Source organism: Pseudoclavibacter helvolus, assembly GCF_049707175.1.
In the GTDB taxonomy this organism is placed as follows: Bacteria; Actinomycetota; Actinomycetes; order Actinomycetales; family Microbacteriaceae; genus Pseudoclavibacter; species Pseudoclavibacter helvolus_A.
Genome location: NZ_JBNAFM010000011.1, coordinates 113,735 through 135,602, shown reverse-complemented (window position 1 = coordinate 135,602; position 21,868 = coordinate 113,735). Strand labels below are relative to the sequence as shown.

Here is a 21,868-nt window from a genome sequence, read left to right as displayed (position 1 = left end):
GTTTGGCCGGCGCTGCACGGTGAAGCTCAGGCGGTTCGCTCCCCGCAGGGCGTCGGTGCGGCGAGTCAGGCCGGTGGCGCGGGTTGGTGACAGCCAGAGTGACGTGGAGCAGTGTCGGGGGAGATTCGGGCGCCTGCGGTCGATGTCGTCACTCTGAGTGTTCCGCCGCGGCGGAGGGCGTCACTCTGAGTGTTCCGCCGCGGCGGAGGGCATCACCTGGGTGTTCAGAGGCGGCGGAGAGCTTCGTCGAGTTGCGCGAGGCGCTGCGCCCTGGAGCCAGCGATCTCGACGACGTGAGGTCCGGCGAGCTCAGGCTCGGCGACGCAGTCGAGCAGTGCGTCGTTCATCGCGAGGCGAAGCTCGCGGTCCTCGTCATCGCCGACCAGGATTTCGTCGCTGTCCACGAGTGGCAGGACCACAAGGAGGTCGATCTGCGCGGTCGCTCGCTGCGTGACGGCGGCCGCACGCTCGAGCGCCAGGGTCGATTCGCCGATTCGGCCGAGCTCCACCAGGGCGCGCAGGTAGGCGAGGAAGTCGAGGGGCCCGCGTTCGGCGATGAGATCGGAAACCGCCGCATACTCGGTGAGCCGCCGTGCGGCGACGTCCAGCTGCCGACTGAAGAGGCTGGCGTCGAGCCCGCCGAAGCTGTCATCCAGCAGCTCGTCGAACGGGTCTGACAAGACCGTGTACTCCGGGTGCGCGATCGCAAAGTCGCTGATGAGGGTGGACTTGCCGCTGGCGTGTGTTCCGGAGACGACAATCCGCATGGTCGCGAGCATAGGCGTCCGGAGGCGGCGCCGCCAACCCGCGCTTGCCGGTCCAACATCAGTGCAAAATTGACGATTTCTCGGCGTCGGGCACCGGAACGGCCCAATATCGCACTCATGTTGGACACGCCCTGCCCCGTATCCTGGTCGGCGGTGCATCCACTTCGCAGCGCCGCGAGCAATGACGCAGAAAGCAGGGCCGCAGTGACCTCCAACTGGGCAGGGAACATCACCTTCGAGGCAGAGCACGTCGCCACACCGACGAGCACAGCCGAGGTGAGTGACGTGGTGCGGGCAGCGGTCGCTGAGGAGAAGCAGGTGCGTGCGCTCGGCAGCGGGCACTCGTTCAACCGCATCGCCGACACTCGCGGTGTGCGGATCTCGACCAGGGGCCTGCGCAGTCCGCTGCGGATCGACGAGGATCGTCGCTGGATCTCCATCGGCGCCGGCACTCGCTACGGCGAGCTGGCCATCGACCTCGCGCAGCACGGCCTCGCGCTCGCGAACCTCGCGTCGCTCCCGCACATCTCGATCGCCGGCGCGGTGGCGACGGGCACGCACGGCTCTGGCAACACCAACCGGAGCCTCGCAGCAGCCGTCGCCGCGATCGAGTTCGTCGCCGGCGACGGCGAGGTTGTGGTGCTCGAACGCGGAGACGAGGGCTTCGACGGGGCGGTGGTGTCGCTCGGCGCCCTCGGCATTGTCACGCGCATCCGCCTCGACGTCGTGCCGCACTTCGAAGTTCGGCAGCGGGTGTTCGAGCACCTGCCGTTCGCCGCCCTGCTCGAGAACTTCGACGAGATCACGGGTGCCGGTTACAGCGTGAGCGCCTTCACGACGTGGGCCGAGACCGAGGTCATCGACCAGGTATGGGTGAAGCAGCTCGCGAGCGAACTCGCGCAGGGCGACTTCTACGGAGCGGCACCCGCAACCGAGGCGATGCACCCCATCCGCGGCGTCTCGGCTGAAGCCTGCAGTAAGCAGTTCGGCGTCGCCGGCCCCTGGTACGAGCGACTCCCGCACTTCAAGCTCGAGTTCCAGCCGTCCAACGGGGCCGAGCTGCAGAGCGAGTACCTCATCCCGCGGCTGCGGGCACCGGATGCGCTGCTCGCGCTCGCGGGGATCGCCGACCACATTCGCCCGCACCTGCTGGTGAACGAGGTGCGCACCATCGCGCGTGACGAGCTGTGGCTCAGCCCGATGCACGGCAACGACGCCGTCGGCCTGCACTTCACGTGGAAGCAGGACCCTGAGGTCGCCGAACTGTTGCCGCTGCTCGACGAGATCTTCGAGCCCCTCGGCGGTCGCCCGCACTGGGGAAAGGTGTTCGACGAGCGGGTCGCCGTCGCCGAACGGTACCCGCGCTTCGGTGACTTCAGGAAGCTCGTCGAGCGCTACGACCCGAACGGTGTTTTCGCGAACGACTTCACTCGGCGCGTGCTGCGGTAGTTCCCGGCGCGTGCGCCGGCGCCGGGCGTGCGCACCTGGCCGCTCCTGCCGAGCGACTCTGACCACTCGCAGTGCAATGTGGCCTTGTTTCGGGCCCCTAAGCCCGGATCCCTGCGTTATTGCACTCCTGCTGGTCACACAAGACTTCGCCTCGGCGTCGATGCGCCCTTAATGCTCCGACTCTGGCTCCCTCCCTCTTGCACTCTCACCCGATCGTGCTAATTTACATTTGTAAATTAGACGCGATCGAGGAGAGCAATGACCCAGGAAGACGCGAGGTTCGTCCGTTCGCGGGCGGCCCTCATCGCCGCCGTCGTCGAGCTGCTCGACGGAGGAAGCGACGCCGCCCAGCTGAGCATCACCGACATCGTCGGCCGGGCCGGCGTGAGTCGCCCGACGTTCTATAAGCACTTCGACGACACCGCCGCGCTGATCCGCGAGGCCGCCCTCCGCCGGCTGCAGGCGGCGTTCGAGCGCATCCCGAGCCTCGGCGATGACCCGTCGTGGCCGATGTTCGTGCGCGGAACGCTGCGCGCATTGCTCCACGAGCTCGCCGCCGACGCCCCCTTCTACCGGGCCGCGCTCGAGACCAGCTTCGGCCTCCTCACGGGCGACGTCATCTCTTACCTCGCCACGAGGCTCCTCGAGTCGTCGCCGCTTGGACCCGTCATCCGCCGCCGCCCCGGCCCGGACACACCGCAGGACCGCGCCGAGTTCCTCGCCGCCGGTGCCATGTGGCACGTCACGCGCTGGCTCTTCGCCGCCGCCGATTCCGAGGCGGGGAGCGAGAACTCGGCGGATGCACGCGCATCCATCGACGAGCTCGTCGAGCGCCTCTCCGCCCTGCTTCTTGCATCCTCCGGCGCGACTGTCGCCGAGCTTGACGCCCTCCGCGTCGAGCACGTTCGCTCTTAGGGATCCCCACTCCATGCGTTCCTTCTCCCTCCCCGAATTTGTGCGCACGCACCGGCGGACGCTCATCGTCATCGTCGGCATCGCGCTCATTCCCCTCATCTACGCGGGCTCGCTCATCTGGTCGAACGAGGACCCAACGCACCGCCTCGACCACATCAACGCGGCCATCGTGAACAGCGACCAGCCCGCAACGCCCGCGACCCCCGCCTCATCGAGCGACGGGGCGCCCGCCGAGCCCGTCGACCTGGGGGCGACGCTCACCGAGAAGCTCGTCGACAGCGCGGAGTCGAACAACTTCAGCTGGCACGAGATGACGGCGGAAGATGCGCAGAGCGCCCTCGAGTCGGGCAAGGTGCTCGCGGTGCTCGACATCCCGGCGGGCTTCTCGGCCGCGGCGGTTTCTGCTGGCGGCGACGACCCACTGGGTGCGGCGATCGCACGCCTGTCGATCACCACGAACGACGGCGCGAACATCATCGTCGGCAACATCGCGTCCACGGTGGGCACAACGGTCGCCGATGAGCTCGCGGCGGAGGTCTCCGACGAGTACCTGCGCAACGTCTACGTGGGGTTCACGGACATCCACGAGAGCATCTCCGAGGCGGCCGACGGCGCGAACGACCTCAACGACGGCGCCGAGCAGGCACGTACCGGTTCCGGTGAGCTGGTCGTCGGGCTCGGGCAGCTGCGCGAGGGTGGGCTTGCGCTCGCCGACGGCAGCGCGACCCTCGCCGAGGGTGCCACGCAGGTGGATGCTGGTGTGCAGCAGTTGAACACGGGCCTCGCGACCGCCAACTCGGGTGCGCAAGAGCTCAGCGCGGGCGCGGCAACCGCGAACGCGGGCGCTCAGCAGCTCAGCACGGGCGCGACGGAGGCCAACGGCGGAGCGCAACAGCTGAACACAAAATTGTCGGAGGCAAGCTCCGGGGTGCAGCTCCTCAGCGCGGGCCTTGCAGAGTTGAACTCGCAGACTTCCGCACTCCCGACGGGCATCAGCGAACTCACGACCGGCGCGACAGGGCTGGACAACGGGGCCACGACCGTGGCGAGCGGGGCGGCCGAACTCGCATCCGGCGCCAGGTCGGTTGCCGACGGCAGCTCGCTGCTCGCGGCGGGGGCGGATGCGGCGCTCGCGGGCGGCCAGTCGCTGGATACCGGAGCGTCGACCCTCGCCACGGGCACGGCCCAGCTCAGCGCGGGCCTCGATTCGCTCCTCGCCAACTACGACTCACTCTCTGACGAGGCACGCAAGGCTGCGTTGAGCCAGCTCTCGGTGGCCGGGCAGACGGTAAATGCGGGGGCTGGCGACCTCAGCTCCGGCGCGACGGCGCTGGTCGGCGACGCGGCGGACGGCACTGGGCTTTCCGCGCTTCAGGCCGGGGTCGCGCAGGTCGACTCCGGCGCGCAGCAGGTCGCCACCGGCGCAGAGGATCTGCAGTCAGGGTCGGCGACGCTGGCGACCGGAGCCAGCCAGCTCGTCGAGCACGTCTCGCCGCTCAGCGGCAAGGTCAACGAGCTCGTCACCGCCGTCTCCACTGCCTCCACGAAGTCCGCGGAGCTCGCCTCCGGCACCGAGCAGCTCGCGACCGGCGCATCCACGCTCGCGACCGGCACGCAGGACCTCGCGGACGGCGCATCCACCCTCGCAACCGGCACGCAGGACCTCGCGGACGGCGCATCCACCCTCGCGGCGGGCACGCAGACGCTCTCTGCGGGCGCAGCCACGCTCGCAGCGTCCACACCACAGCTCGCCAGCGGCGCCACGCAGCTCGAGCAGGGCGCCACGACGCTCGCCGACGGCACAGCAGACGCCGAATCGGGCGGCACGGAACTGAACGACGGCATCACGCAGCTCGCCGACGGCAGCAAGACCCTCGCAGACGGCCTCGACGACGGGGTCACCGACATCCCGAGCTACACGGATGCGCAGGCAGACCACCTCGCCGGGGTCACCTCGACGCCCGTCGAAATCACGAAGCACCGACTCAACGAGGTACCCGCCTACGGCTACGGCCTCGCGCCGTACTTCATGACGCTCGGCCTGTGGGTCGGAGCGCTCGCCTTCTACCTGATGTTCCCGCCGCTTCGGGAGCGGCTCGTGCTCGGGCGCCAGCCGGCGATCGTCGTCGCCCTGCGCAGCTTCGCGCCAGGCGCGCTACTCGGTGCCGCGCAGAGCCTGCTCATGCTCACGGTCGTGCGCTTCGGGCTGGGCCTTGAACCCGCCAACATGCTCGGCCTCGTCGCGTTGGCGCTGCTCACGAGCGTCACCTTCGTCGCCGTCAACCAGGCGTTCAACGCGCTCCTCGGCCCTCCCGGACGCTTCCTCGCGCTCATCATGATCGTGCTGCAGCTCTCGTCCGCCGGCGGCACCTACCCGGTCGAGACGGCGCCCGCGTTCTTCCAGCTCATCCACTCGTGGCTGCCGCTGAACTACGCGGTCACCGCGTTCCGTTCGCTGGTCGCCGGAGGGTCGATCGGTATCGGGGAGGCGTACGGGATGCTCAGCGTGTGGCTCGTCGCGGCCCTCGCGCTCACGACGCTGTCGATTGTGCTGAAGCGGCGGCGCGAGCGGCTGACGCCGGCCTCGGCTCCGGCACCAGCATCCGCACACACCCCGGAAGTCGCCGCGGTCGAGAACCTCGGCGGACGTCCGTAATCCGACTCGGGATGGCTTTCTCATCTCGGGCTGGCTTGCAACCCATCCAGAGATGAGGGAGCCATCCCGAAACCGCCGCGAGACCGGCTCCGGCGGCTAGCTATTGGCCGCGTTCGCGGCGACGCTCGCGGCAACTGCGGCGTTGATGGTGATCGCGTTCATGGTGCGTGCGACGGCGGAGCTCGCGGCAGCGGCTCCCCAGTCGCCGGCTTCGAGAGCCTTGGCGCGGTTGATGACCTCGGTGTCCCACGGGATTTCCCGGTAGAGGGTCGGCAGGGCGCCGCTCGCGGAGAGGAGCCCCGCGAGAGCCGCGGTGCGAGCATCGGGCTCGGCTCCGTCGATCAGCACAGCCTGGACTCGGCTCATGAGGGCAGCACGGCGCCCCGTGTCTCCCTCGCGGAGCGTTGTCTTCGGGATAAACCCAAACGTCTTCCCCTTCTCTCGCACGAGGTCACCGCCGTAGACGAGACTCTCGAGCAGCTGGCCGCGCAGGTTCGGTCCGATGGCGGCGAGCATCCCTTGAACCTCGCGGCGCTTGTCGTTCGAGTACTCCCACGCCGCGCGGAGAATCTCGTCGTCTGGCGGGGTGTCGCCGACGGAGAGCACGAGGGTGCCGCGAAGTCCGGCCTTCTCGATCACGACCTGATCGTGCAGCGCCAGCTCGGTGACGACCGCCCCGCCGAGCACGTAGAAGAGCGTGCCTTCGCCGCCGATGCTCCCGTCGTTCGGGTTGAAGAGCAAAAGCAGTAGGTCTTCCGCGAGCAACGGCTGCGGTTCGGTGGCGTCGGCGTGCGGGATGCGGTCGGGCTGTTCCATGGGTCCCCCTGGCTGGTGCTCGAGTCGTTGTGCGCGCCAAGGTAGCACCCGGGCATCAACTCTCCGTGCGGTCTCCGTATGCAGTCACGGACAGGAAGCGGGCGGGCAGCTCGATGAGCTCTTCGGGCCCGTGTGGCCCTTCACCGTCGAACTGGAGGGTGTCGCCTGGCCCCATCTCATAGTGGGAATCGCCGTGCCCGTAGACCATGCGGCCCTCGAGCATGTAGAGCAGCTCGGTGCCCGGGTGCTGGAAGAGGGGGAAGACCTCGCTCGCTTCGGTGAGGGTCACGAGGACGGCTTCCATGCGTTTGTGCTGCCCGCGCAGGGCGCCGAGCAGCTCGTAGAGGTGGCCGGACCGGGATCCGCGGCGAACGATCTGCGCGCCGTGCCCGGCGGGCACGTACACGGCTTCTCGGTCGGAGTCGACGCCGCGGAAGAGCGCGGTGACGGGCACGTCGAGGCCGTGGGCGAGGCGGCCAAGCGTGGTGAGGCTGCAGGAGGTGAGTGCGTTCTCGATCTTCGAGAGCATCGCCTTCGAGATGCCGACCCGGTCGGCCATCTCGGCCACGGAAGTGCCGGACGCGAGCCGGTACGCGCGCACCTGCGCGGCGATGGCTCGTTCAAGGTCGCCCGGATGCGGGCCGGCGGTGGCCGGGTCGATCTCGCGGTCCACCGAGCCCACGCCGATCTCGTCGTGGTCGTGTGCGTCGCTCATGCAGCCTCCGGAGTTTCACACAAGCCTAGCTTTCGGGCGTCAGCGCCCTCGCGTCGTTTGGCGCTGAGCCCGCCTGCCCCTAGCGTTGCGGCATGGGGAGAGCGAGCGGCGGAACACTACGCAGGGGCGCCGAGCGGGGTTGGCTGTGGCGGGTCGCGCTGCGGGCGGGGCTGCTCGCGGTCCTCGCCGGCTTCCTCGCCTACATGCTGCTCGTCTTCCCTGGCGCGGCAGCCGCATCCAGCGTCGCTCGCGACTCGGCCGAGGGGGCACGCCTCGCCGCTACGCTCATCGCCGTCGCATACTCGGGCATCGCCGCGGCGGTGCTGCTCGGCGTGTGGCTGGCGCTCGACGTGGCGAGGGCCATCGCGTTGAGCCTGCGCCCGTCGCTGCTGTGGGTCGCGTCGGTCGCTGTCGTGGCGGCCTCCGCTTGCGCGGCTCTCAGCGTGGCCGTCATCGTGAACAGTCTTGTCGCGGGCATCGGAGTGGATGCCGACCAGACGAAGTATTGGGGGAGCACGGGCGCGATCATCGGCGATGCCTTCGTGGTCGCCTGCCTGCCGTTCGCGGCCGCGACGGGTGTCGCCCTCGCCGTTTGGACCTTCCGCGCGTCGGCGAAACCTGACCGCCACGCGAAAGCCCCCAGCAGTAGCGTTGTGGCGTGACTACCCCAACGTTCAATGAGCTTCTGACCACCCAGATCGGCAACGAGTTCTCGGCGTCGCAGCAATACATCGCGATCGCCGTCTGGTTCGACAACCACGACCTTCCGCAGCTCGCGGCGCACTTCTACCAGCAGTCGGTCGAAGAGCGGAACCACGCGATGATGCTCGTGCAGTACCGCCTCGACCGCGACCTGGGCGTCACGATCCCCGGCGTCGCCGCACCGCAGACCGACTTCGCCGACGTCGTCGAACCGATCGCGCTGGCGCTTGAGCAGGAGAAGCAGGTGACGTCGCAGATCGAGGCGCTGTTCCGCGCGGCTCGCGACGAGGGCGACGCGCTCGGCGAGCAGGCGATGCTGTGGTTCCTCAAGGAACAGGTCGAGGAGGTCGCCTCCATGTCGACGCTCGTCACCATCGCGAAGCGCGCCGGCGACAACCTCTTCGACATCGAGAACTTCATCGCGCGCGAGACGGTCGGTGACGGTGGCCAGGATGCGGATGCGCCTGCCGCTGCCGGCGGGGCGCTCTAGGCGCAGGCGCGCGCAGACACCGCGCTCATCGGCACCGCGCGCGTCGGCACCGCGCGCGTCGGCACCGCGCTCGTCGGCACCGCGCGCGTCGGCACCGCGCGCGTCGGCGCTGCCTGCTCCACGTCTCGGGATGGGTTCCTCATCTCGGGATGGGTTGCAACCCATCCCGAGATGAGGAACCCATCCCGAGACGGGAGTGTGGGTGAGGAAGTCATCCCGAGACGGGAGTGTGGGTGAGGAAGTCATCCCGAGTCGGGAGTGTGGGTGAGGGACCCATCCCGAGTCGGGAGTGTGGGTGAGGAACCCATCCCGAGTCGGGAGTGTGGGTGAGGAAGTCATCCCGAGACGAAGGGGATGTCCCGCGTACGCTGAAGCGGTGCATCCCGAATCAACGACGAAGGCCGCGCTTGCGCAACTGACCGAGCTCGCGGCTGGTGCGGCGGCGGGCCTCGAGCCGGCCGTGCCGCTCTCGCCCGTCGATGAGCGGCTCGTGCGCGTCTCGCGTTCGGCGGCCGTCCTCATTCTGTTCGGGATGCTCGACTCGCTGCCCAGCGACCGCGACGCGCAGGCCGGGGCGGTGTCCCGCGACCTCGACGTGCTGCTGCTCGCCCGTGCGTCGACGCTGCGCTCGCACCCGGGGCAGGTCGCGTTCCCTGGCGGGCGCGTCGACGCCGAGGACCGGGATGCGGTGGCCGCCGCGCTGCGCGAGGCCGTCGAGGAGACGGGCCTGGACCCGGAAGGCATCGACGTGCTCGGCCCGCTCGAGCCCGTGCCGCTGACCTACTCGCGCCATCTCGTGACGCCGGTGCTCGCCTGGTGGCGCCGCGCTTCCGAAGTCGGCGTGGTCGATGAGGCGGAGTCGGCCGCCGTGTTCCGTGCGCCGGTCGCCGACCTGCTCGACCCCGCGAACCGGGGCGTTACGGTGCTGCGGCGCGACGGTGAGGAGTGGCGCGGACCCGGCTTCATGGTGCGGAACGCCAGCGGCGAGCATCTCGTGTGGGGTTTCACGGCGATGCTGCTCGACGGCATCTTCAACCGCCTTGGCTGGACCGAGCCGTGGGACGAGTCGCAGGAGTTCGAGCTTCCGGAGGGCTGAGCAGTCTCGGGATGGCTTTCTCATCTCCGGATGGGTTGCAAGCCATCCCGAGGTGAGGAACCCATCCCGAGACTCGGGCGGCCGCGGCCGGCGGCGCGGCCGCGGCGGCCCTAGAAGATCATCGGGCGGTCGTCGTCGAGGGACGTCTCGAGGTCGAGTTCCACGACGACCGGAACGTGGTCGCTCGGGCCGTCACCCTTGCGCTCGTCGCGTTCGATGGATGCATCCACGACGAGGTCGTCGAACTCTTGGTTGCCGAGGATGAAGTCGATGCGCATGCCCTCGTTGCGGGGGAAGCGGAGCGCCTTGTAGTCCCAGTAGGTGTAGCCCTCGACGCCGCGTGAGCGGACCGTGTCAACGAAGCCGGCTTCGAGGAACGCCTCGAACGCGGCGCGCTCCGGTGCGGACACGTGTGTGGATTCGACGAACGCCGCCATGTCCCACACGTCGATGTCGAGCGGGGCGATGTTGAAATCACCCATGAGGGCGAGCGGGGTGTCTGGATGCGCCTGTTGCCAGGTGCCCATGTCGGCGAGCAGGGCTTTGAGCCAGGCGAGCTTGTACGGGTAGTGGTCGTTGGCGAGGTCTCGGCCGTTGGGCACGTACAGCGACCAGAGGCGCACGTCTTCGACGGTGACGCCGAGCGCGCGTGCTTCGAGGGGAAGCGTGCCTTCCGGGGTGGGCTTGCCGAAGCCTGGCATGTCGGCGAATGTGATCTCGGGGTCGCTCATGGGCAGGCGGCTTGCGAAGGCGACGCCGTTCCACTGGCTGAGGCCGTGGATCTCGAGCTCGTAGCCGGCCTCCTCGAACACCTCCCGCGGGAATTGCTCCGGCTTGCACTTGATCTCTTGCATCGCGAGCACGTCGATGTCGGCGCGCACCATCCAGTCGATGACTCGGCCCGAGCGGGCCCGGATGGAGTTGACGTTCCAGGTGGCGATGCGCATGAGATCCAGGCTATCTCCCAGCCCCCGCGCTTGACGCAAACAAGTTTGTAGCGCAAACTACTTTGCATGGACACCAACGGACGCTCGATCCCCGCAGATGCCACGCCAACGCCGGCAGCGGCGCAGGACGGCGAGGCAGCGCTCACGCCGAGCGAGATGCTCGCTCTCATGCGCGACCAGCAGCGCACCACGCGCACGCGCTTGGACCGCGCGCTGTACATCCTGCTCGGCACCTGGGCCGTCGCGTGGTTCGTCGGCTTCCAAGCGCTGTGGAGCGCGGAGGACGGCGGCGCGAGTCCGATCCTGCGCATCCCGACCGCGACGGCCTTCATCATCTTCGGTTCGCTCATGATCGTCGGCGTCATCGTCTCGGTTGTCTGCGGCGTCTCGATGGGGCGGGGGATGCGCGGCCGCAGCAACACCGCCGGCACCCTCTACGGCTTCTCCTGGTCGATCTCGATGATGGGCGCGTGGTTCTTCGCCGCGTCGCTGCTGCGGCACGTGCAAGACCCCGCGCTCGCCCCGCTCCTCATGCCGGGCATCTTCGTCATCACGATCGGCGTGCTCTACATGGCGGGCGCGGCGATGTCTCGCTCCGGCGCCCAGTTCGCGCTGGGGGTCGCGGTCGTCGTGCTTGCAGTCGTCGCAACCGCGCTCGGGGCGCCAACCCACTACCTCATCTACAGCACTGCAGGACCGCTCATCTTCGTCACGTTCATCGTGCTGCTGCGCGCGGGAGTCATCTCGAGCGAGCCCGGCGCGCGGACGCCGGTCCCCGAGGGCGGGGCGCGCGCATGAGCGACGCCAACACTGACTTCGACCCGATCATCCACGCGCCAGCGCGGCTCCGCATCATGACGACGCTCGCCGAGAGCCTCGACGACGGCGACGAGATGACCTTCTCGAAGCTGCGGAGCCTGCTTGACATGACGGCGGGCAACCTCACGACGCACCTTTCGAAGCTCGAGGATGCCGGCTACGTCGTCATCGACAAGGCCTTCGCGGGCCGCAAGCCCGTCACCTATCTGACCATCAGCCCTGCCGGTCGAGCCGCGTTTCGCAGCTACCGGACGGCGCTCTTGAAACTCCTCGGGGGATGACATGAATGCACAGCCCGCCACCACACGGCCTACCATCGTCGAGGTCGACGACGTCGCCAAGCGGTTCGGTCCGAACTTGGCGCTCGATGGTGTCTCCCTGGATGTCGCGGCCGGCGAGTGCGTCGGCCTGCTCGGCCCGAACGGGGCGGGCAAGACGACGCTGCTCTCCCTGCTCCTCGGCCTCCGCTCGCCGACGACCGGCACGGTGCGCCTCTTCGGCGGCGACCCGCTCGACGTCCGCACACGAACCCGCGTCGGGTCGACGCCGCAGGCGAGCGCGCTGCCGGAAGCACTCAAGGTGGGGGAGGTGCTCGACTACGTCGCGGCCCACTTCCCGAAGCCGGCCGCACGGGGCGGGCTGGTGGATGCGTTCGACCTCGGCCCGCTGCTGAAGAAGCAGTGCGGCTCGCTCTCGGGTGGCCAGCAGCGGCGGCTCGCGGTCGCGCTGGCGTTCGTCGGCGACCCCGAGCTGGTGCTCCTTGACGAGCCCACGACTGGCCTTGACGTCGACGCGCGCCGCAGCTTGTGGGACGCGCTGCGCGCCAAGCATCGCGCCGGCTGCGCCGTCATCGTCACGAGCCATCACCTTGAGGAGATCGAGCAGCTCGCGGAGCGCGTCGTGGTCATCGACCACGGCAATGTCATCACCGACGGCAGCCTGGCCTCGGTCGTGGGCAGCGTCTCGCGCAGGCGCGTGACGATGCGTGGCGTGGATGCGGCGCGCATCCGGGCCATCGACGCGGATGCGCTGACGGAGACGGCGGACGCGGGTCTCGTGACCGCGCTCGTGCGCGACTCGGACGCGTTCATCCGCGCGCTCGTCGCATCCGGTGCCCCCTTCGCCGATCTGACGGTGCGTGGCGCGACGCTCGAGGAGGCCTTCCTCGCGATGACCCAGAACGTCCAGAACAGGAGCTGATGACCATGTCCACCGCAGGCCTCGTTGCTACGCACGTCAAGTACTCGCTCATCGAGACGGGGCGCGTGCCCATCGCTGTCATCGGTTCGCTCGTGTTCCCGACGCTCGCGTTCTGCTTCTTCGTGCTGCCGCAGCGCGCGATCGCGGAGGACCCGGTCATCGCGACGCAGGCGGTCGCGTCGATGATCGTGTTCGCGTTCATGACGAACGGACTCTTCAGCCTCGGGCTGGACCTCGCGGAGCAGCGCTCCAAGCCGTGGGTGCCGTACCTGCGCACCTTGCCGGGGAAGCCATCGGCGCGCATCGCGGGGCTCGTGATCAGCACGCTTGTCATGGCGACGGTTGCGATCATCCCGTTACTGATCGTGGGTGGCCTCTTCACGGCCGCGGCGCCGACCGGCATGCAAGTGGTGCTGGGTCTCGTCGCGGTGGTGCTCACTGCCATCCCGTCGGCGCTGATCGGCGCGATCGTCGGCACGACTGCGGGTCCGAAGGCGGCGATCGCGATCACGCAGGTGCTCATGTTCCTGCTCGCGTTCGGCGGCGGCCTCTTCCTGCCGCCGATGATGTTCCCGGGCTGGCTGGATGCGGTCTCGAAGGTGCTGCCCGTGCGGCAGGCGCGCGAGGTCGTCGTCGCAGTGGTTTCCGGTCGGGAGTTCCCGCTGTGGGCGCTCTTCGGACTGCTCGCCTGGACGGCCGTGCTCGGCTTCCTCGCGGTGTTCTTCTACAAGCGCGACGAAGGTCGGAAGTTCTCGTAGGGACTGTGGCCGGTACGTCAGCCAGCCGGCCAGCCCGGGCGGAGGGGACCTTCAGCCTTGTTCCCTAGCGTCGGGTCATGGACACCACAGGGGAAGTGACCGTGACCGTGCCGCAGGCCGTGTTCCTGCTGGCTCTCGACGACGAGACGGGAAGGCCGCTCATCGACAGGTCTGCGCTGGCGCAGGTGCTGTCGGCGGCCGGCCTCATCGAGCTCATCATGGTCGGCAGGCTCCGCATCGCGGGACCAGCAGAGACCGAGCCGGGGGTGGATGCTGACGCGAAGCCCGGCACGTTCGTCGCGGTTGGGCAGCCGCTCGATCCGGCCGGCGCCGACGCCGACCTCGAAGCGCTCGTTGAGACGGCGGTCGGACGCAAGCCCGACTCGGCGGTCAAGCTCATCGTCGGCTTCGGCGGACCCAAGTCGGAGGCCACGAAGCTGAAGGAGGGCATCGCCGAGGAGTTCGTCGATGCCGGGGTGCTCGGCCACGAGGAGAAGAAGTTCCTCGGCGGCACGTTCTCGGAGCGGTGGCCGCGCGGGGAGAACGCGCAGCTCGAAGACTCGATCCAGGCGGAGGCGCGCGCGTTGCTCACGAGCGAGGCCGAGCCGCGCGAGAACGACCGCGTCGCCGCAGCGGTCGCGCTGCTCCACGCAGTGCGGGTGCTGCCGCGCGTGTTCCCTGACCTCGACCGCGCATCCATCTCGAAGCGGGCCGAGGAGCTTGTCGACTCGGCGGCCGTCGCGGGCGAGCTCGGGGCGATGATCCGCGAGGCGCAGCTCGTGATGCTCGCGACCGTCTCGACACTCGTCATCACGACGCGAGACTGACGCCGCCCCCCCGTTACTTTCTTCCTACCCGGTTGAGGAGTGATCCTTGGAGGGTGTTGGCCATCCCGGGCTCGGCATGATTCCTGCCCCCTGTCGTTGATGATCTGGGGGATGTTGTCACCGAGCCTGGTTTGGCGGCAGGGGAATCGCTGATAGGGACAGGGCCCGGACTCGTCTGAGTGTCGTTCGTAACGTGGATGTCGAGCTCCGCCGCTTCTGGTTCGGCCAGCACTGCAACCGAGTTCGGAGAGGGGAAGGGTTGATGGAATCCAGCATCATCGGGCACGACAGCGTCGACGTGTTCATCGGTGTCGATGTCGGCAAAGGTGAGCATCACGCGGTCGCGATCGACCGCGCCGGGAAGCGCTTGTTCGACAAGGCGCTGCCCAACGACGAGGGCAAGCTGCGCTCGCTCATCGACGGGTTGAAGGGCCACGGGACGCTGCTGTTCGTGGTCGATCAGCCGGCCACGATCGGGGCGCTGCCGATCGCGGTCGCGCAGGACGCGGGCGTCCTCGTCGGCTACTTGCCGGGGCTCGCGATGCGCCGCATCGCGGACCTCCACGCGGGAGAAGCCAAAACCGACGCGAGAGACGCGGCCATCATCGCGGAAGCCGCCCGGACCCTCCCGCACGCCCTCAGATCAATCCAGCTCGCGGACGAACAGGTCGCGGAACTGAGCATGCTCTGCGGCTTCGATGACGACCTCGCCGGACAAGTGACCGCGACCAGCAACCGCATCCGCGGTCTGCTCACGCAAATCCATCCCGCGCTCGAACGGGTCCTGGGGCCACACCTCGATCACCCAGCGGTCGTTGATCTCCTGCAACGGCATCCCGCTCCGGCCGATCTCGCGAAGCTCGGACCTGCGCGTCTCGGAAACCGACTCGTGAAGCTCGCGCCGCGCATGGGCAAACGCCTCGCGGGCGAGATCATGCAGGCGCTCTCCGAGCAGACGGTCGTGGTCGTCGGCACGAACGCCGCGAGCCTCGTGTTGCCGCGCCTCGCGAAGCAGCTCGAGGACCTCCGCACGCAGCGGGCCGAGATCGCGGTCGAGGTTGAGCGGCTCGTCGACGCGCACCCGCATCGCCGGTCCTGACGAGCATGCCGGGAGTCGGCGTCAGGACCGCAGCGAGGCTCCTCACCGAGGTCGCCGGGAAGTCATTCGCGTCAGCCGGTCACCTCGCGTCTTACGCAGGTCTCGCGCCCGTCACGAGACGTTCCGGGTCCTCGATCCGGGGCGAGCACGCCTCCCGGCGCGGGAACAAGATCCTGAAACGGGCTCTGTTCCTGTCAGCCTTCGCCGCGCTCAGAGACCCGGTTTCGAGGTCCTACTACGACCGGAAACGCGCGCAGGGCAAGCGCCACAACCAAGCCCTCATCGCCCTCGCGAGACGACGCTGCGACGTTCTCTACGCAATGCTCCGAGACGGCACCATCTACCAACCGCCCCTAGCCCTTGCCGCTTGACAAGAACCATAGGGACACCCCCCGCGCCCCCTGCTTCACAAGAACGCACAGAGTTGTGGCACTGTGTCGTCCAGATCGTCGGCAACGACACTTAGCTACAACCCTCGAGCCGATCTGCAGTCTTCGAGCCGATCCGCAGGTTTCGACCTCATCCGAAGGTGGATGCGCCGGGGCCGGATCCGCACGCAGGGTTGTGGCTTATTGCTCTCGGGAACGTCGGCAAGAGCACTTAGCCACAACTTTCGCGGCCGGCGGGGTGGGCGCGGCCGGCGGGGCGGGCGCGCCAACCCCCGCCCGCCGGGGTCAGCGCACGAGCGAGCGGAGGCGGCGCAGCGCGACCGACAGCGTGGCGAGGCCCGTGTCGTCGCCCGCGTGCACCGCATCCGATGCCTCGCCGAGCGCGCGGGTCGCGGTGGGGCCGAGCTCGGCGATCCACGCGTCGACCCGGGTGTCCGGCTCGGCTGGCTCAGTCGGGGAGATGACGGATGCGGCGAGCTCGACCATGACGGCGTACAGGTCGTCGCGCATCGCGGCCCGCGCCATGGAGCCCCAGCGGTCGTCCTGCGGGAGCGCCGTGACGCGCGTGAGCATGTCGTCGAAGCTGACCCTGGCCGAGAGCGAGTAGTAGACGCCCGCGAACTCCTCGAGGTCCCAGCCTTCGCTGCCTGCGCGCTCGATGATGTCGAGCAGGGGCATGAGCTCGAGCAGTCCGGCTCCGCGCAGCGCGAGGGAGCGGGGCACACCGGCTTCCTCGAACTCGGCGACGCGGGCCTCGAAGCGCTCGCGCTCCACGCCCTGCTGCAGCTCGCCCATCCGCGACGCGAACTGCGCGACCGGGGCGCTGAAGCGCGTGATCTCCTCACCCACGTCGATGCGGTCGGGGCGGTGCTGCACGAACCAGCGCGTGGCGCGGTCGAGCAAGCGACGGAAGCCGAGGTACAGCTCGGTCTGCGTGGCCGTCGAGACGACGTTGTCGGTCGCCTCGATCTCGACGACGAAGCCGCGCAGGTCGAAGATTTCGCGCGCGGCGACGTAGGCACGGGCGATCTCCTCGCTCGTGGCTCCCGTCTCGTCGGCGGCCCGGTAGGCGAACGTGATGCCGCCACGGTTGACCATCGAATTCACGACGTCGTTGACGACGATCTCTTGGCGCAGCGGATGCGCGTGCAGGTCGTCGGCGTACTGCTCGCGCACCTCGGCGGGGAAGTACTCGGCGAGGGTGTTCGCGAACCAGGGGTCGTCGGCCAGGTCGGTGGAGGCGAGGTCGCTCTTGAGGGCGAGCTTCGCGTAGGCGACGAGCACCGAGAACTCGGGCCGCGTGAGCCCGCGCCCTTCCTCGACGCGGCGCTTGATTTCGGCGTTCGACGGCAGGAACTCCAGGTCGCGGTCGAGCTCGTCCCGCTCTTCGAGCCACGCGATGAGGCGCTTGTGCGACGGCAGCATTTCGGCCGCGTTGGCTCGCGAGTTGCCGAGCAGCACGTTCTGCTCGTAGTTGTCGCGCAGCACCTGGGCGGCAACCTCATCCGTCATGGCGCGCAGCACCTCGTTGCGCGCCTCACGGTCGAGGCGCCCGTCGCGTTCGACGGCGCCGAGGAGGATCTTGATGTTCACCTCGCGGTCGGAGGTGCCGACACCGGCCGAGTTGTCGATGGCGTCGGTGTTCAGGCGCACGCCGGACAGTGCGGCTTCGATGCGGCCGCGTTGGCTGACGCCGAGGTTGCCGCCCTCGCCGACGACCTTCAGCCGCAGCTCACGGCCGTCGACGCGGATCGCGTCGTTGCCGCGGTCGCCGATCTCGGCGTTGGTCTCGTCGCTCGCCTTGATGTACGTGCCGATCGCGCCGTTCCACAGCAGGTCGACGGGGGCGAGCAGCATCGCTTTCTTTAGCTCGAGCGGGGTGACGCGTTGCACGTCGCCCTCGAGGCCGAGCGCCTCTCGCATCTGGGGCGTCACGGGAATCGACTTCTGTGTGAGCGGGTAGACGCCACCGCCCTCGGACATGACGCTGCGGTCGAAGTCGTCCCACGACGAGCCGGGGAGGTCGAAGAGCCGCTGGCGTTCGACGAACGTGGCGGCCGCGTCCGGATTCGGGTCGATGAAGATGTGCCGGTGGTCGAAGGCTGCGACGAGGCGGATGTGCTCGGACCGCAGCATGCCGTTGCCGAACACGTCGCCCGACATGTCGCCGACCCCGACCACGGTGAAGTCCTGGGTCTGCGTGTCATGCCCCAGCTCGCGGAAGTGGCGCTTCACCGACTCCCATGCGCCGCGCGCCGTGATGCCCATGCCCTTGTGGTCGTACCCGGCCGAGCCGCCGGATGCGAACGCGTCGGCGAGCCAGAAGTCGTAACTCTCGGAGATGCCGTTGGCGATGTCCGAGAACGACGCCGTGCCCTTGTCGGCGGCGACCACGAGGTACGGGTCGTCGCCGTCGTGGCGCACCACGTCCGTCGGTGGCACGATCTCGCCTCCCTCGCGGTTGTCGGTGATGTCGAGCAGCCCGCGGATGAAGGTTCGGTACGCCGACTTGCCCGCTTCGAGCCACGCACCCCGGTCGCTCGGGGAGGGCAGCTGTTTGGCGAAGAACCCACCCTTCGAGCCGGTGGGCACGATGACGGCGTTCTTCACCATCTGCGCCTTCACGAGGCCGAGCACCTCGGTGCGGAAGTCTTCGCGGCGGTCGCTCCAACGCAGTCCGCCGCGGGCGACGCGGCCGAAGCGCAGGTGCACGCCCTCGACCTCGGGCGAGTACACCCAGATCTCTGCCATCGGGTGCGGCTTGGGGAGGCCCGGTACACGCGTGCAGTCGAGCTTCATCGAGACCCAGTGCTTGGGCTTGCCCTCCGCATCCACCTGGTAGAAGTTCGTGCGCCAGGTCGCGTCGACGATGCCGATCATGGAGCGCAGGATGCGGTCGTGGTCGAGGCTCGCGACGTCGTCGAGTGCGGCGAGCAGCCGCTCGGTGAGGGTCACGAGCTCGAGGTCGCGGTCGCCGGTGAGCTGCGGGTCGAACTTGGTCTCGAAGAGCCGCACGATGTCGGCGGCGATCGCAGGGTTCTCGGTGAGGGCCTGCTCGATGTACTCGACCGAGAAGGTCGCGCCGATCTGGCGGAGATACATGCTGATGGCGCGCAGGATCACGATCTGCCGCCAGCGGAGCCCGCCGAGCAGCACCAGCGAGTTAAGGCGGTCGGTCTCGGCGGCGCCCGACCAGACCGCGCTGAACACCGACTCGAGCTCTGCGCCCCACTCGGCGTCGTTCCAGACTTCCGCCGACGGGGCGGTGAGGCCGAAGTCGGAGATGTGCAGGTTCGTGCCGTCCGGCAGGGTGATGACGTACGGATGCTCGTCGACGACGTCGACGCCGAGGTCGGTGAGGGCGGGGAGCACCCTGGTGATGGGGTAGACGTGGTGGGATGCGAAGGTGAAGTAGCGCTTGCCCGGCTCGTCGGGCTCAGGGGCGTAGAGGTGGACGGCGAACGGCGTCTCGTCGTCGAGCTGCTCGAGGAGCGCGATGTCCTTAACCGCGTCCTCCGGCGGGATGTTCTCTTTGTAGCCCTCTGGGAACGCGGAGGCGTACGTGCCGAGGATCTCGGCGGCCTGCTCCTCGTCGTAGATGCGGTGGAGCCCGTCGACGAGCTCCTCGTCCCAGCCGCGGATGGCGCGCTCGATGCGGGGCTGCAGCTCCTGCTCGCTGACTTCGGGCAGCGGCGTGCCCTTCGGCGCGCGCACGACGAAGTGCAGCTGCGCGAGCGGGGAGTCGCCCACGCGGGTGGCGTGGTCGACCTGGCTGGCGTCGAAGGTCGTGCGCAGGAGCTCCTCGATGCGGAGGCGAACCGTGGTGTTGTAGCGGTCGCGCGGCAGGTAGATGAGGGCGGAGGCGAAACGGCCGAACTCGTCGCGGCGCAGGAAGATGCGGTAGCGGCGCCGTTCCCGTAGCCGGCTCACCTCGGAGGCGACGGCGTGGAGGTGCTCGACGCTGTCCTGGAACAGCTCGTCGCGCGGGTACTGCTCGAGGGTCTGCAGCAGGTCCTTGCCCGAGTGGGAGTTGGGGGCGTGGCCGGATGCGGCGAGCACGGCCCGCACCTTGGCGCCGACGATGGGCAGCGTCAGCACGGAGGCCGCGTAGGCGACCGAGGTGAACATGCCGAGGAAGCGCAGCTCGCCGGTGACGTTGCCCGCCTCGTCGAAGCTGCGGATGCCGATGTAGTCGAGGTACACGTCGCGGTGCACGGTGGCGCGCGAGTTGGCTTTCGTGATGGTGAGGAGTCGGGGTTCGCGCGCGGTGCGCTGCGCCTCGGGGGTGAGGTGCGTGCTTGCGGTCGACGGCCGGCGGAGGATACCGAGCCCCGTGTGGGGCAGCGGGCGCAGAACCTCCTCGCCCTCCTCATCCGTTTCCAGTGCGTACTCGCGGTACCCGAGGAACGTGAAGTTGTCTTCGGCGAGCCAGGTCAGGAACTCGACCGCCGACGCGATCTCCTCCTGGGTGACGCTCGCGGGCGGCTCGGTGCGCAGGTCGGTGACCAGGTCGAGGCACGCGCGACGCATGGGCCGCCAGTCGGCGACGGCGGCGTGCACGTCGGCGAGCACGTTCTGGAGCCGCTCGGCGAGCTCGGCGCGGCCTTCATCGGTGGCGACGCGGTCGACTTCGAGGTGGATCCACGATTCGAGGTCGCCGCCGTGCGTGTGCATCTCGAGCAGCTCGCCGTTGTCGTCGCGACGGACGGAGACGACGGGATGCGCGAGCAGGTGGACCGCGAGGCCCTGCCTGGCGATGGCGGCGGTGACGGAGTCGACGAGGAACGGGGCGTCGCTGGTGCAGATGTCGACGATCGTGCGTCGCGAGCTCCAGCCGTCTTCCTTCAGCGTCGGCGTGAAGACGGCGATGAGGGTCTCGTTCGGCTGGCGGCGGGAGGCGAGCCTGCGCATGGTGGCGGCTGCCCCCACGATGTCGCGCGGCGCCCGCGTTGCGATGTCGTCCGCGTCGACGTCGTCGATCAGCCGCTCGAGCCCAATTCGGATGCTTGGTTCGACGTCGTCGAGCGCCTCGCGCAGTCCGTTGAATTCAGTTCCGTGGATCATGCTCTACCCCTTCAAGGGCGAGCCTCCATTGGCTCGCCGTCGCACCCCGTGCCTTGATGGTAGCGGGGGTGGAGGGGGTGCGACGTCACTCACATGGCGACGGTGAGTCCCGTGCGTGCGCTCTCGCGAGCCGCATCCAGTATCTCGACCGTGTGCACGGCCTGCTCTCCGAGCACCGGGGGCGCCGCCTCCCCGCGAACGGCGGCGAGGAGCGACCGGTAGTACTCCGAGTAGTCGCCGCGTTCGGAGGGCACGGCGGTGCTTCCGTCGACCGTGTGGAGCACGCCCCAGCGCTCCTCGGCTTCCAGCCCCCAGGTGTCGGCGGCGGATGCGGGGCGCAGGCCGGCGTCGATCTGGTCGGTCTGCACGTCGGCCATGTGCGACTCGTAGGAGCCCAGGTCGCCGTAGGCGATGAGCTCGCGGCCCTCGAGGTGGTTGATCTTGCTCGATGCGACGCGGGAGAACACGCCGCTCGCGTGGTGCAGGGCGACGTCGAAACCGCAGTCGACGTCGACGCCGTCGACGGTGGTGACGTCGAGGTGCGCGCTGACGCGTTCGACGGGGCCGAAGAGGAAGGCCATCTGGTCGACCAGGTGGCTGCCGAGGTCGCGCAGTAGCCCGTGGGCCGGTCCCGTCTCGAGCGAGCCCGGGTCGTTTTGGTCCATCCGCGAGGAGACGCGCCAGATTTCGCCGAGTCGACCGTCGTCGATGACCCGCTTGAGGGTGACGAGGTCGGTGTCCCAGCGGCGGTTCTGGTAGGCGGTGAGGATGCGCCCGTGTCGCTCGGCCGCGGCGTGCAGTTCGCGTGCGCCGTCTGCCGTCGGCGCGAACGGCTTATCGGCGACGACGTGCACGCCGCGCTCGAGGGCGTGGAGCACGAGCTCGCGTCGGGTGTCTGGCGGGGTGGTGATGACCACGGCGTCGATGCCGGTGTCGATCAGGGCGTCGAGCGAGTCGTAGGCCGGAACCCCGGGTGCCTCGGCCGCGAGGGTTGCCCGCCGCTCGGGCGATCGGGTGACGACGCCTGCCAGTTCCCAGCCGTCGACGGCCTGGATGTAGGGCACGTGGAAGCGGTGTCCGCCGGCGCCGTATCCAACGACGCCGATGCGGGAACGTGGGCTCGCGTTCATGGCTCTCGATTCTGCGCGGTGGGCTATTG

At 69.0% G+C, this 21,868-nt stretch carries 17 protein-coding genes and 1 pseudogene; 12 read left to right on the top strand and 6 right to left on the bottom strand.

The features are described from left to right. Positions 1-224: 224 nt before the first annotated feature. Positions 225-767 (bottom strand): AAA family ATPase, encoded by a 543-nt coding sequence (locus ACPYN9_RS10765; protein WP_424466445.1) that lies wholly within the window; start codon positions 765-767, stop codon positions 225-227. A gap of 204 nt (positions 768-971) precedes the next feature. Between ACPYN9_RS10765 and ACPYN9_RS10760 the strand changes: the two genes are divergently transcribed. The 3 genes from ACPYN9_RS10760 to ACPYN9_RS10750 all read left to right on the top strand — a co-directional run bounded on the left by ACPYN9_RS10760 (position 972) and on the right by ACPYN9_RS10750 (position 5,787). Beyond that, positions 972-2,216 (top strand): FAD-binding protein, encoded by a 1,245-nt coding sequence (locus ACPYN9_RS10760; protein WP_424466443.1) that lies wholly within the window; start codon positions 972-974, stop codon positions 2,214-2,216. Between the two features lie 258 nt (positions 2,217-2,474). After that, the gene (locus ACPYN9_RS10755; RefSeq protein WP_424466442.1) at positions 2,475-3,131 is read left to right on the top strand and encodes a TetR/AcrR family transcriptional regulator; all 657 of its coding nucleotides are present in this window, start codon (positions 2,475-2,477) and stop codon (positions 3,129-3,131) included. Between the two features lie 13 nt (positions 3,132-3,144). Further along, a complete protein-coding gene (locus ACPYN9_RS10750) occupies positions 3,145-5,787 on the top strand; it encodes a YhgE/Pip family protein (RefSeq protein WP_424466440.1) in 2,643 nt (880 codons plus the stop codon). A 96-nt stretch (positions 5,788-5,883) separates the two neighbouring features. On the opposite strand, the gene ACPYN9_RS10745 is transcribed toward ACPYN9_RS10750, so the two are convergent. Continuing rightward, positions 5,884-6,603 (bottom strand): GOLPH3/VPS74 family protein, encoded by a 720-nt coding sequence (locus ACPYN9_RS10745; RefSeq protein ID WP_424466438.1) that lies wholly within the window; start codon positions 6,601-6,603, stop codon positions 5,884-5,886. A 55-nt stretch (positions 6,604-6,658) separates the two neighbouring features. Further along, on the bottom strand, positions 6,659-7,318 hold the full coding sequence (locus ACPYN9_RS10740; protein WP_424466436.1) for a helix-turn-helix domain-containing protein: 660 nt from the start codon (positions 7,316-7,318) through the stop codon (positions 6,659-6,661). A 92-nt stretch (positions 7,319-7,410) separates the two neighbouring features. On the opposite strand from ACPYN9_RS10740, the gene ACPYN9_RS10735 reads away from it, so the two are divergent. The 3 genes from ACPYN9_RS10735 (at position 7,411) to ACPYN9_RS10725 (ending at position 9,606) form a co-directional block, all read left to right on the top strand. After that, positions 7,411-7,980 (top strand): hypothetical protein, encoded by a 570-nt coding sequence (locus tag ACPYN9_RS10735; RefSeq protein ID WP_424466434.1) that lies wholly within the window; start codon positions 7,411-7,413, stop codon positions 7,978-7,980. Beyond that, complete coding sequence (locus ACPYN9_RS10730) at positions 7,977-8,510, top strand: ferritin (RefSeq protein WP_424466432.1); 534 nt, start codon at positions 7,977-7,979, stop codon at positions 8,508-8,510. The genes ACPYN9_RS10735 and ACPYN9_RS10730 overlap by 4 nt, the downstream gene beginning before the upstream one ends. A 376-nt stretch (positions 8,511-8,886) precedes the next feature. Next, positions 8,887-9,606, top strand: coding sequence for an NUDIX hydrolase (locus tag ACPYN9_RS10725; protein ID WP_424466430.1), 720 nt, complete (start codon positions 8,887-8,889; stop codon positions 9,604-9,606). 110 nt (positions 9,607-9,716) lie between these two features. Here the strand turns inward: ACPYN9_RS10725 and ACPYN9_RS10720 are convergent, their stop codons facing one another. Next, entirely contained in the window at positions 9,717-10,553 is an 837-nt protein-coding gene (locus ACPYN9_RS10720) for an exodeoxyribonuclease III (RefSeq protein WP_424466428.1), read from the bottom strand. A gap of 66 nt (positions 10,554-10,619) precedes the next feature. Between ACPYN9_RS10720 and ACPYN9_RS10715 the strand changes: the two genes are divergently transcribed. From ACPYN9_RS10715 to ACPYN9_RS10690, 6 genes and pseudogenes are all read left to right on the top strand, one after another. Continuing rightward, positions 10,620-11,351 carry a hypothetical protein gene (locus ACPYN9_RS10715; RefSeq protein WP_424466426.1) on the top strand — a complete coding sequence of 244 codons (732 nt, stop codon included), beginning with the start codon at positions 10,620-10,622 and terminating at the stop codon, positions 11,349-11,351. Continuing rightward, positions 11,348-11,653, top strand: coding sequence for a winged helix-turn-helix domain-containing protein (locus ACPYN9_RS10710; RefSeq protein WP_424466424.1), 306 nt, complete (start codon positions 11,348-11,350; stop codon positions 11,651-11,653). Before ACPYN9_RS10715 ends, ACPYN9_RS10710 begins: the two co-directional genes overlap by 4 nt. A gap of 1 nt (position 11,654) precedes the next feature. Then, positions 11,655-12,572 (top strand): ABC transporter ATP-binding protein, encoded by a 918-nt coding sequence (locus tag ACPYN9_RS10705; RefSeq protein WP_424466422.1) that lies wholly within the window; start codon positions 11,655-11,657, stop codon positions 12,570-12,572. Further along, positions 12,572-13,330 carry an ABC transporter permease gene (locus ACPYN9_RS10700; protein ID WP_424466420.1) on the top strand — a complete coding sequence of 253 codons (759 nt, stop codon included), beginning with the start codon at positions 12,572-12,574 and terminating at the stop codon, positions 13,328-13,330. The genes ACPYN9_RS10705 and ACPYN9_RS10700 overlap by 1 nt, the downstream gene beginning before the upstream one ends. A gap of 77 nt (positions 13,331-13,407) precedes the next feature. Next, complete coding sequence (locus ACPYN9_RS10695; protein ID WP_424466419.1) at positions 13,408-14,157, top strand: GOLPH3/VPS74 family protein; 750 nt, start codon at positions 13,408-13,410, stop codon at positions 14,155-14,157. 262 nt (positions 14,158-14,419) lie between these two features. Next, positions 14,420-15,627, top strand: a pseudogene (locus ACPYN9_RS10690) (IS110 family transposase). 303 nt (positions 15,628-15,930) lie between these two features. Here ACPYN9_RS10690 and ACPYN9_RS10685 read toward each other — a convergent pair. Further along, positions 15,931-20,709 (bottom strand): NAD-glutamate dehydrogenase, encoded by a 4,779-nt coding sequence (locus ACPYN9_RS10685; protein WP_424466417.1) that lies wholly within the window; start codon positions 20,707-20,709, stop codon positions 15,931-15,933. 89 nt (positions 20,710-20,798) lie between these two features. Then, positions 20,799-21,839, bottom strand: a complete 1,041-nt coding sequence (locus ACPYN9_RS10680; RefSeq protein ID WP_424466415.1) for a Gfo/Idh/MocA family protein — start codon at positions 21,837-21,839, stop codon at positions 20,799-20,801. Between the last annotated feature and the right edge of the window lie 29 nt (positions 21,840-21,868).

Bases quoted from the DNA above. Each gene is read 5' to 3' on its own strand.
- ACPYN9_RS10755 (WP_424466442.1), top strand. From the start codon at position 2,475: ATGACCCAGGAAGACGCGAGGTTCGTCCGTTCGCGGGCGGCCCTCATC.
- ACPYN9_RS10700 (WP_424466420.1), top strand. From the start codon at position 12,572: ATGACCATGTCCACCGCAGGCCTCGTTGCTACGCACGTCAAGTACTCG.
- ACPYN9_RS10745 (WP_424466438.1), bottom strand. From the start codon at position 6,603: ATGGAACAGCCCGACCGCATCCCGCACGCCGACGCCACCGAACCGCAG.
- ACPYN9_RS10710 (WP_424466424.1), top strand. From the start codon at position 11,348: ATGAGCGACGCCAACACTGACTTCGACCCGATCATCCACGCGCCAGCG.
- ACPYN9_RS10735 (WP_424466434.1), top strand. From the start codon at position 7,411: ATGGGGAGAGCGAGCGGCGGAACACTACGCAGGGGCGCCGAGCGGGGT.
- ACPYN9_RS10685 (WP_424466417.1), bottom strand. From the start codon at position 20,709: ATGATCCACGGAACTGAATTCAACGGACTGCGCGAGGCGCTCGACGAC.
- ACPYN9_RS10680 (WP_424466415.1), bottom strand. From the start codon at position 21,839: ATGAACGCGAGCCCACGTTCCCGCATCGGCGTCGTTGGATACGGCGCC.
- ACPYN9_RS10750 (WP_424466440.1), top strand. From the start codon at position 3,145: ATGCGTTCCTTCTCCCTCCCCGAATTTGTGCGCACGCACCGGCGGACG.
- ACPYN9_RS10705 (WP_424466422.1), top strand. From the start codon at position 11,655: ATGAATGCACAGCCCGCCACCACACGGCCTACCATCGTCGAGGTCGAC.
- ACPYN9_RS10715 (WP_424466426.1), top strand. From the start codon at position 10,620: ATGGACACCAACGGACGCTCGATCCCCGCAGATGCCACGCCAACGCCG.
- ACPYN9_RS10765 (WP_424466445.1), bottom strand. From the start codon at position 767: ATGCGGATTGTCGTCTCCGGAACACACGCCAGCGGCAAGTCCACCCTC.
- ACPYN9_RS10720 (WP_424466428.1), bottom strand. From the start codon at position 10,553: ATGCGCATCGCCACCTGGAACGTCAACTCCATCCGGGCCCGCTCGGGC.
- ACPYN9_RS10695 (WP_424466419.1), top strand. From the start codon at position 13,408: ATGGACACCACAGGGGAAGTGACCGTGACCGTGCCGCAGGCCGTGTTC.
- ACPYN9_RS10740 (WP_424466436.1), bottom strand. From the start codon at position 7,318: ATGAGCGACGCACACGACCACGACGAGATCGGCGTGGGCTCGGTGGAC.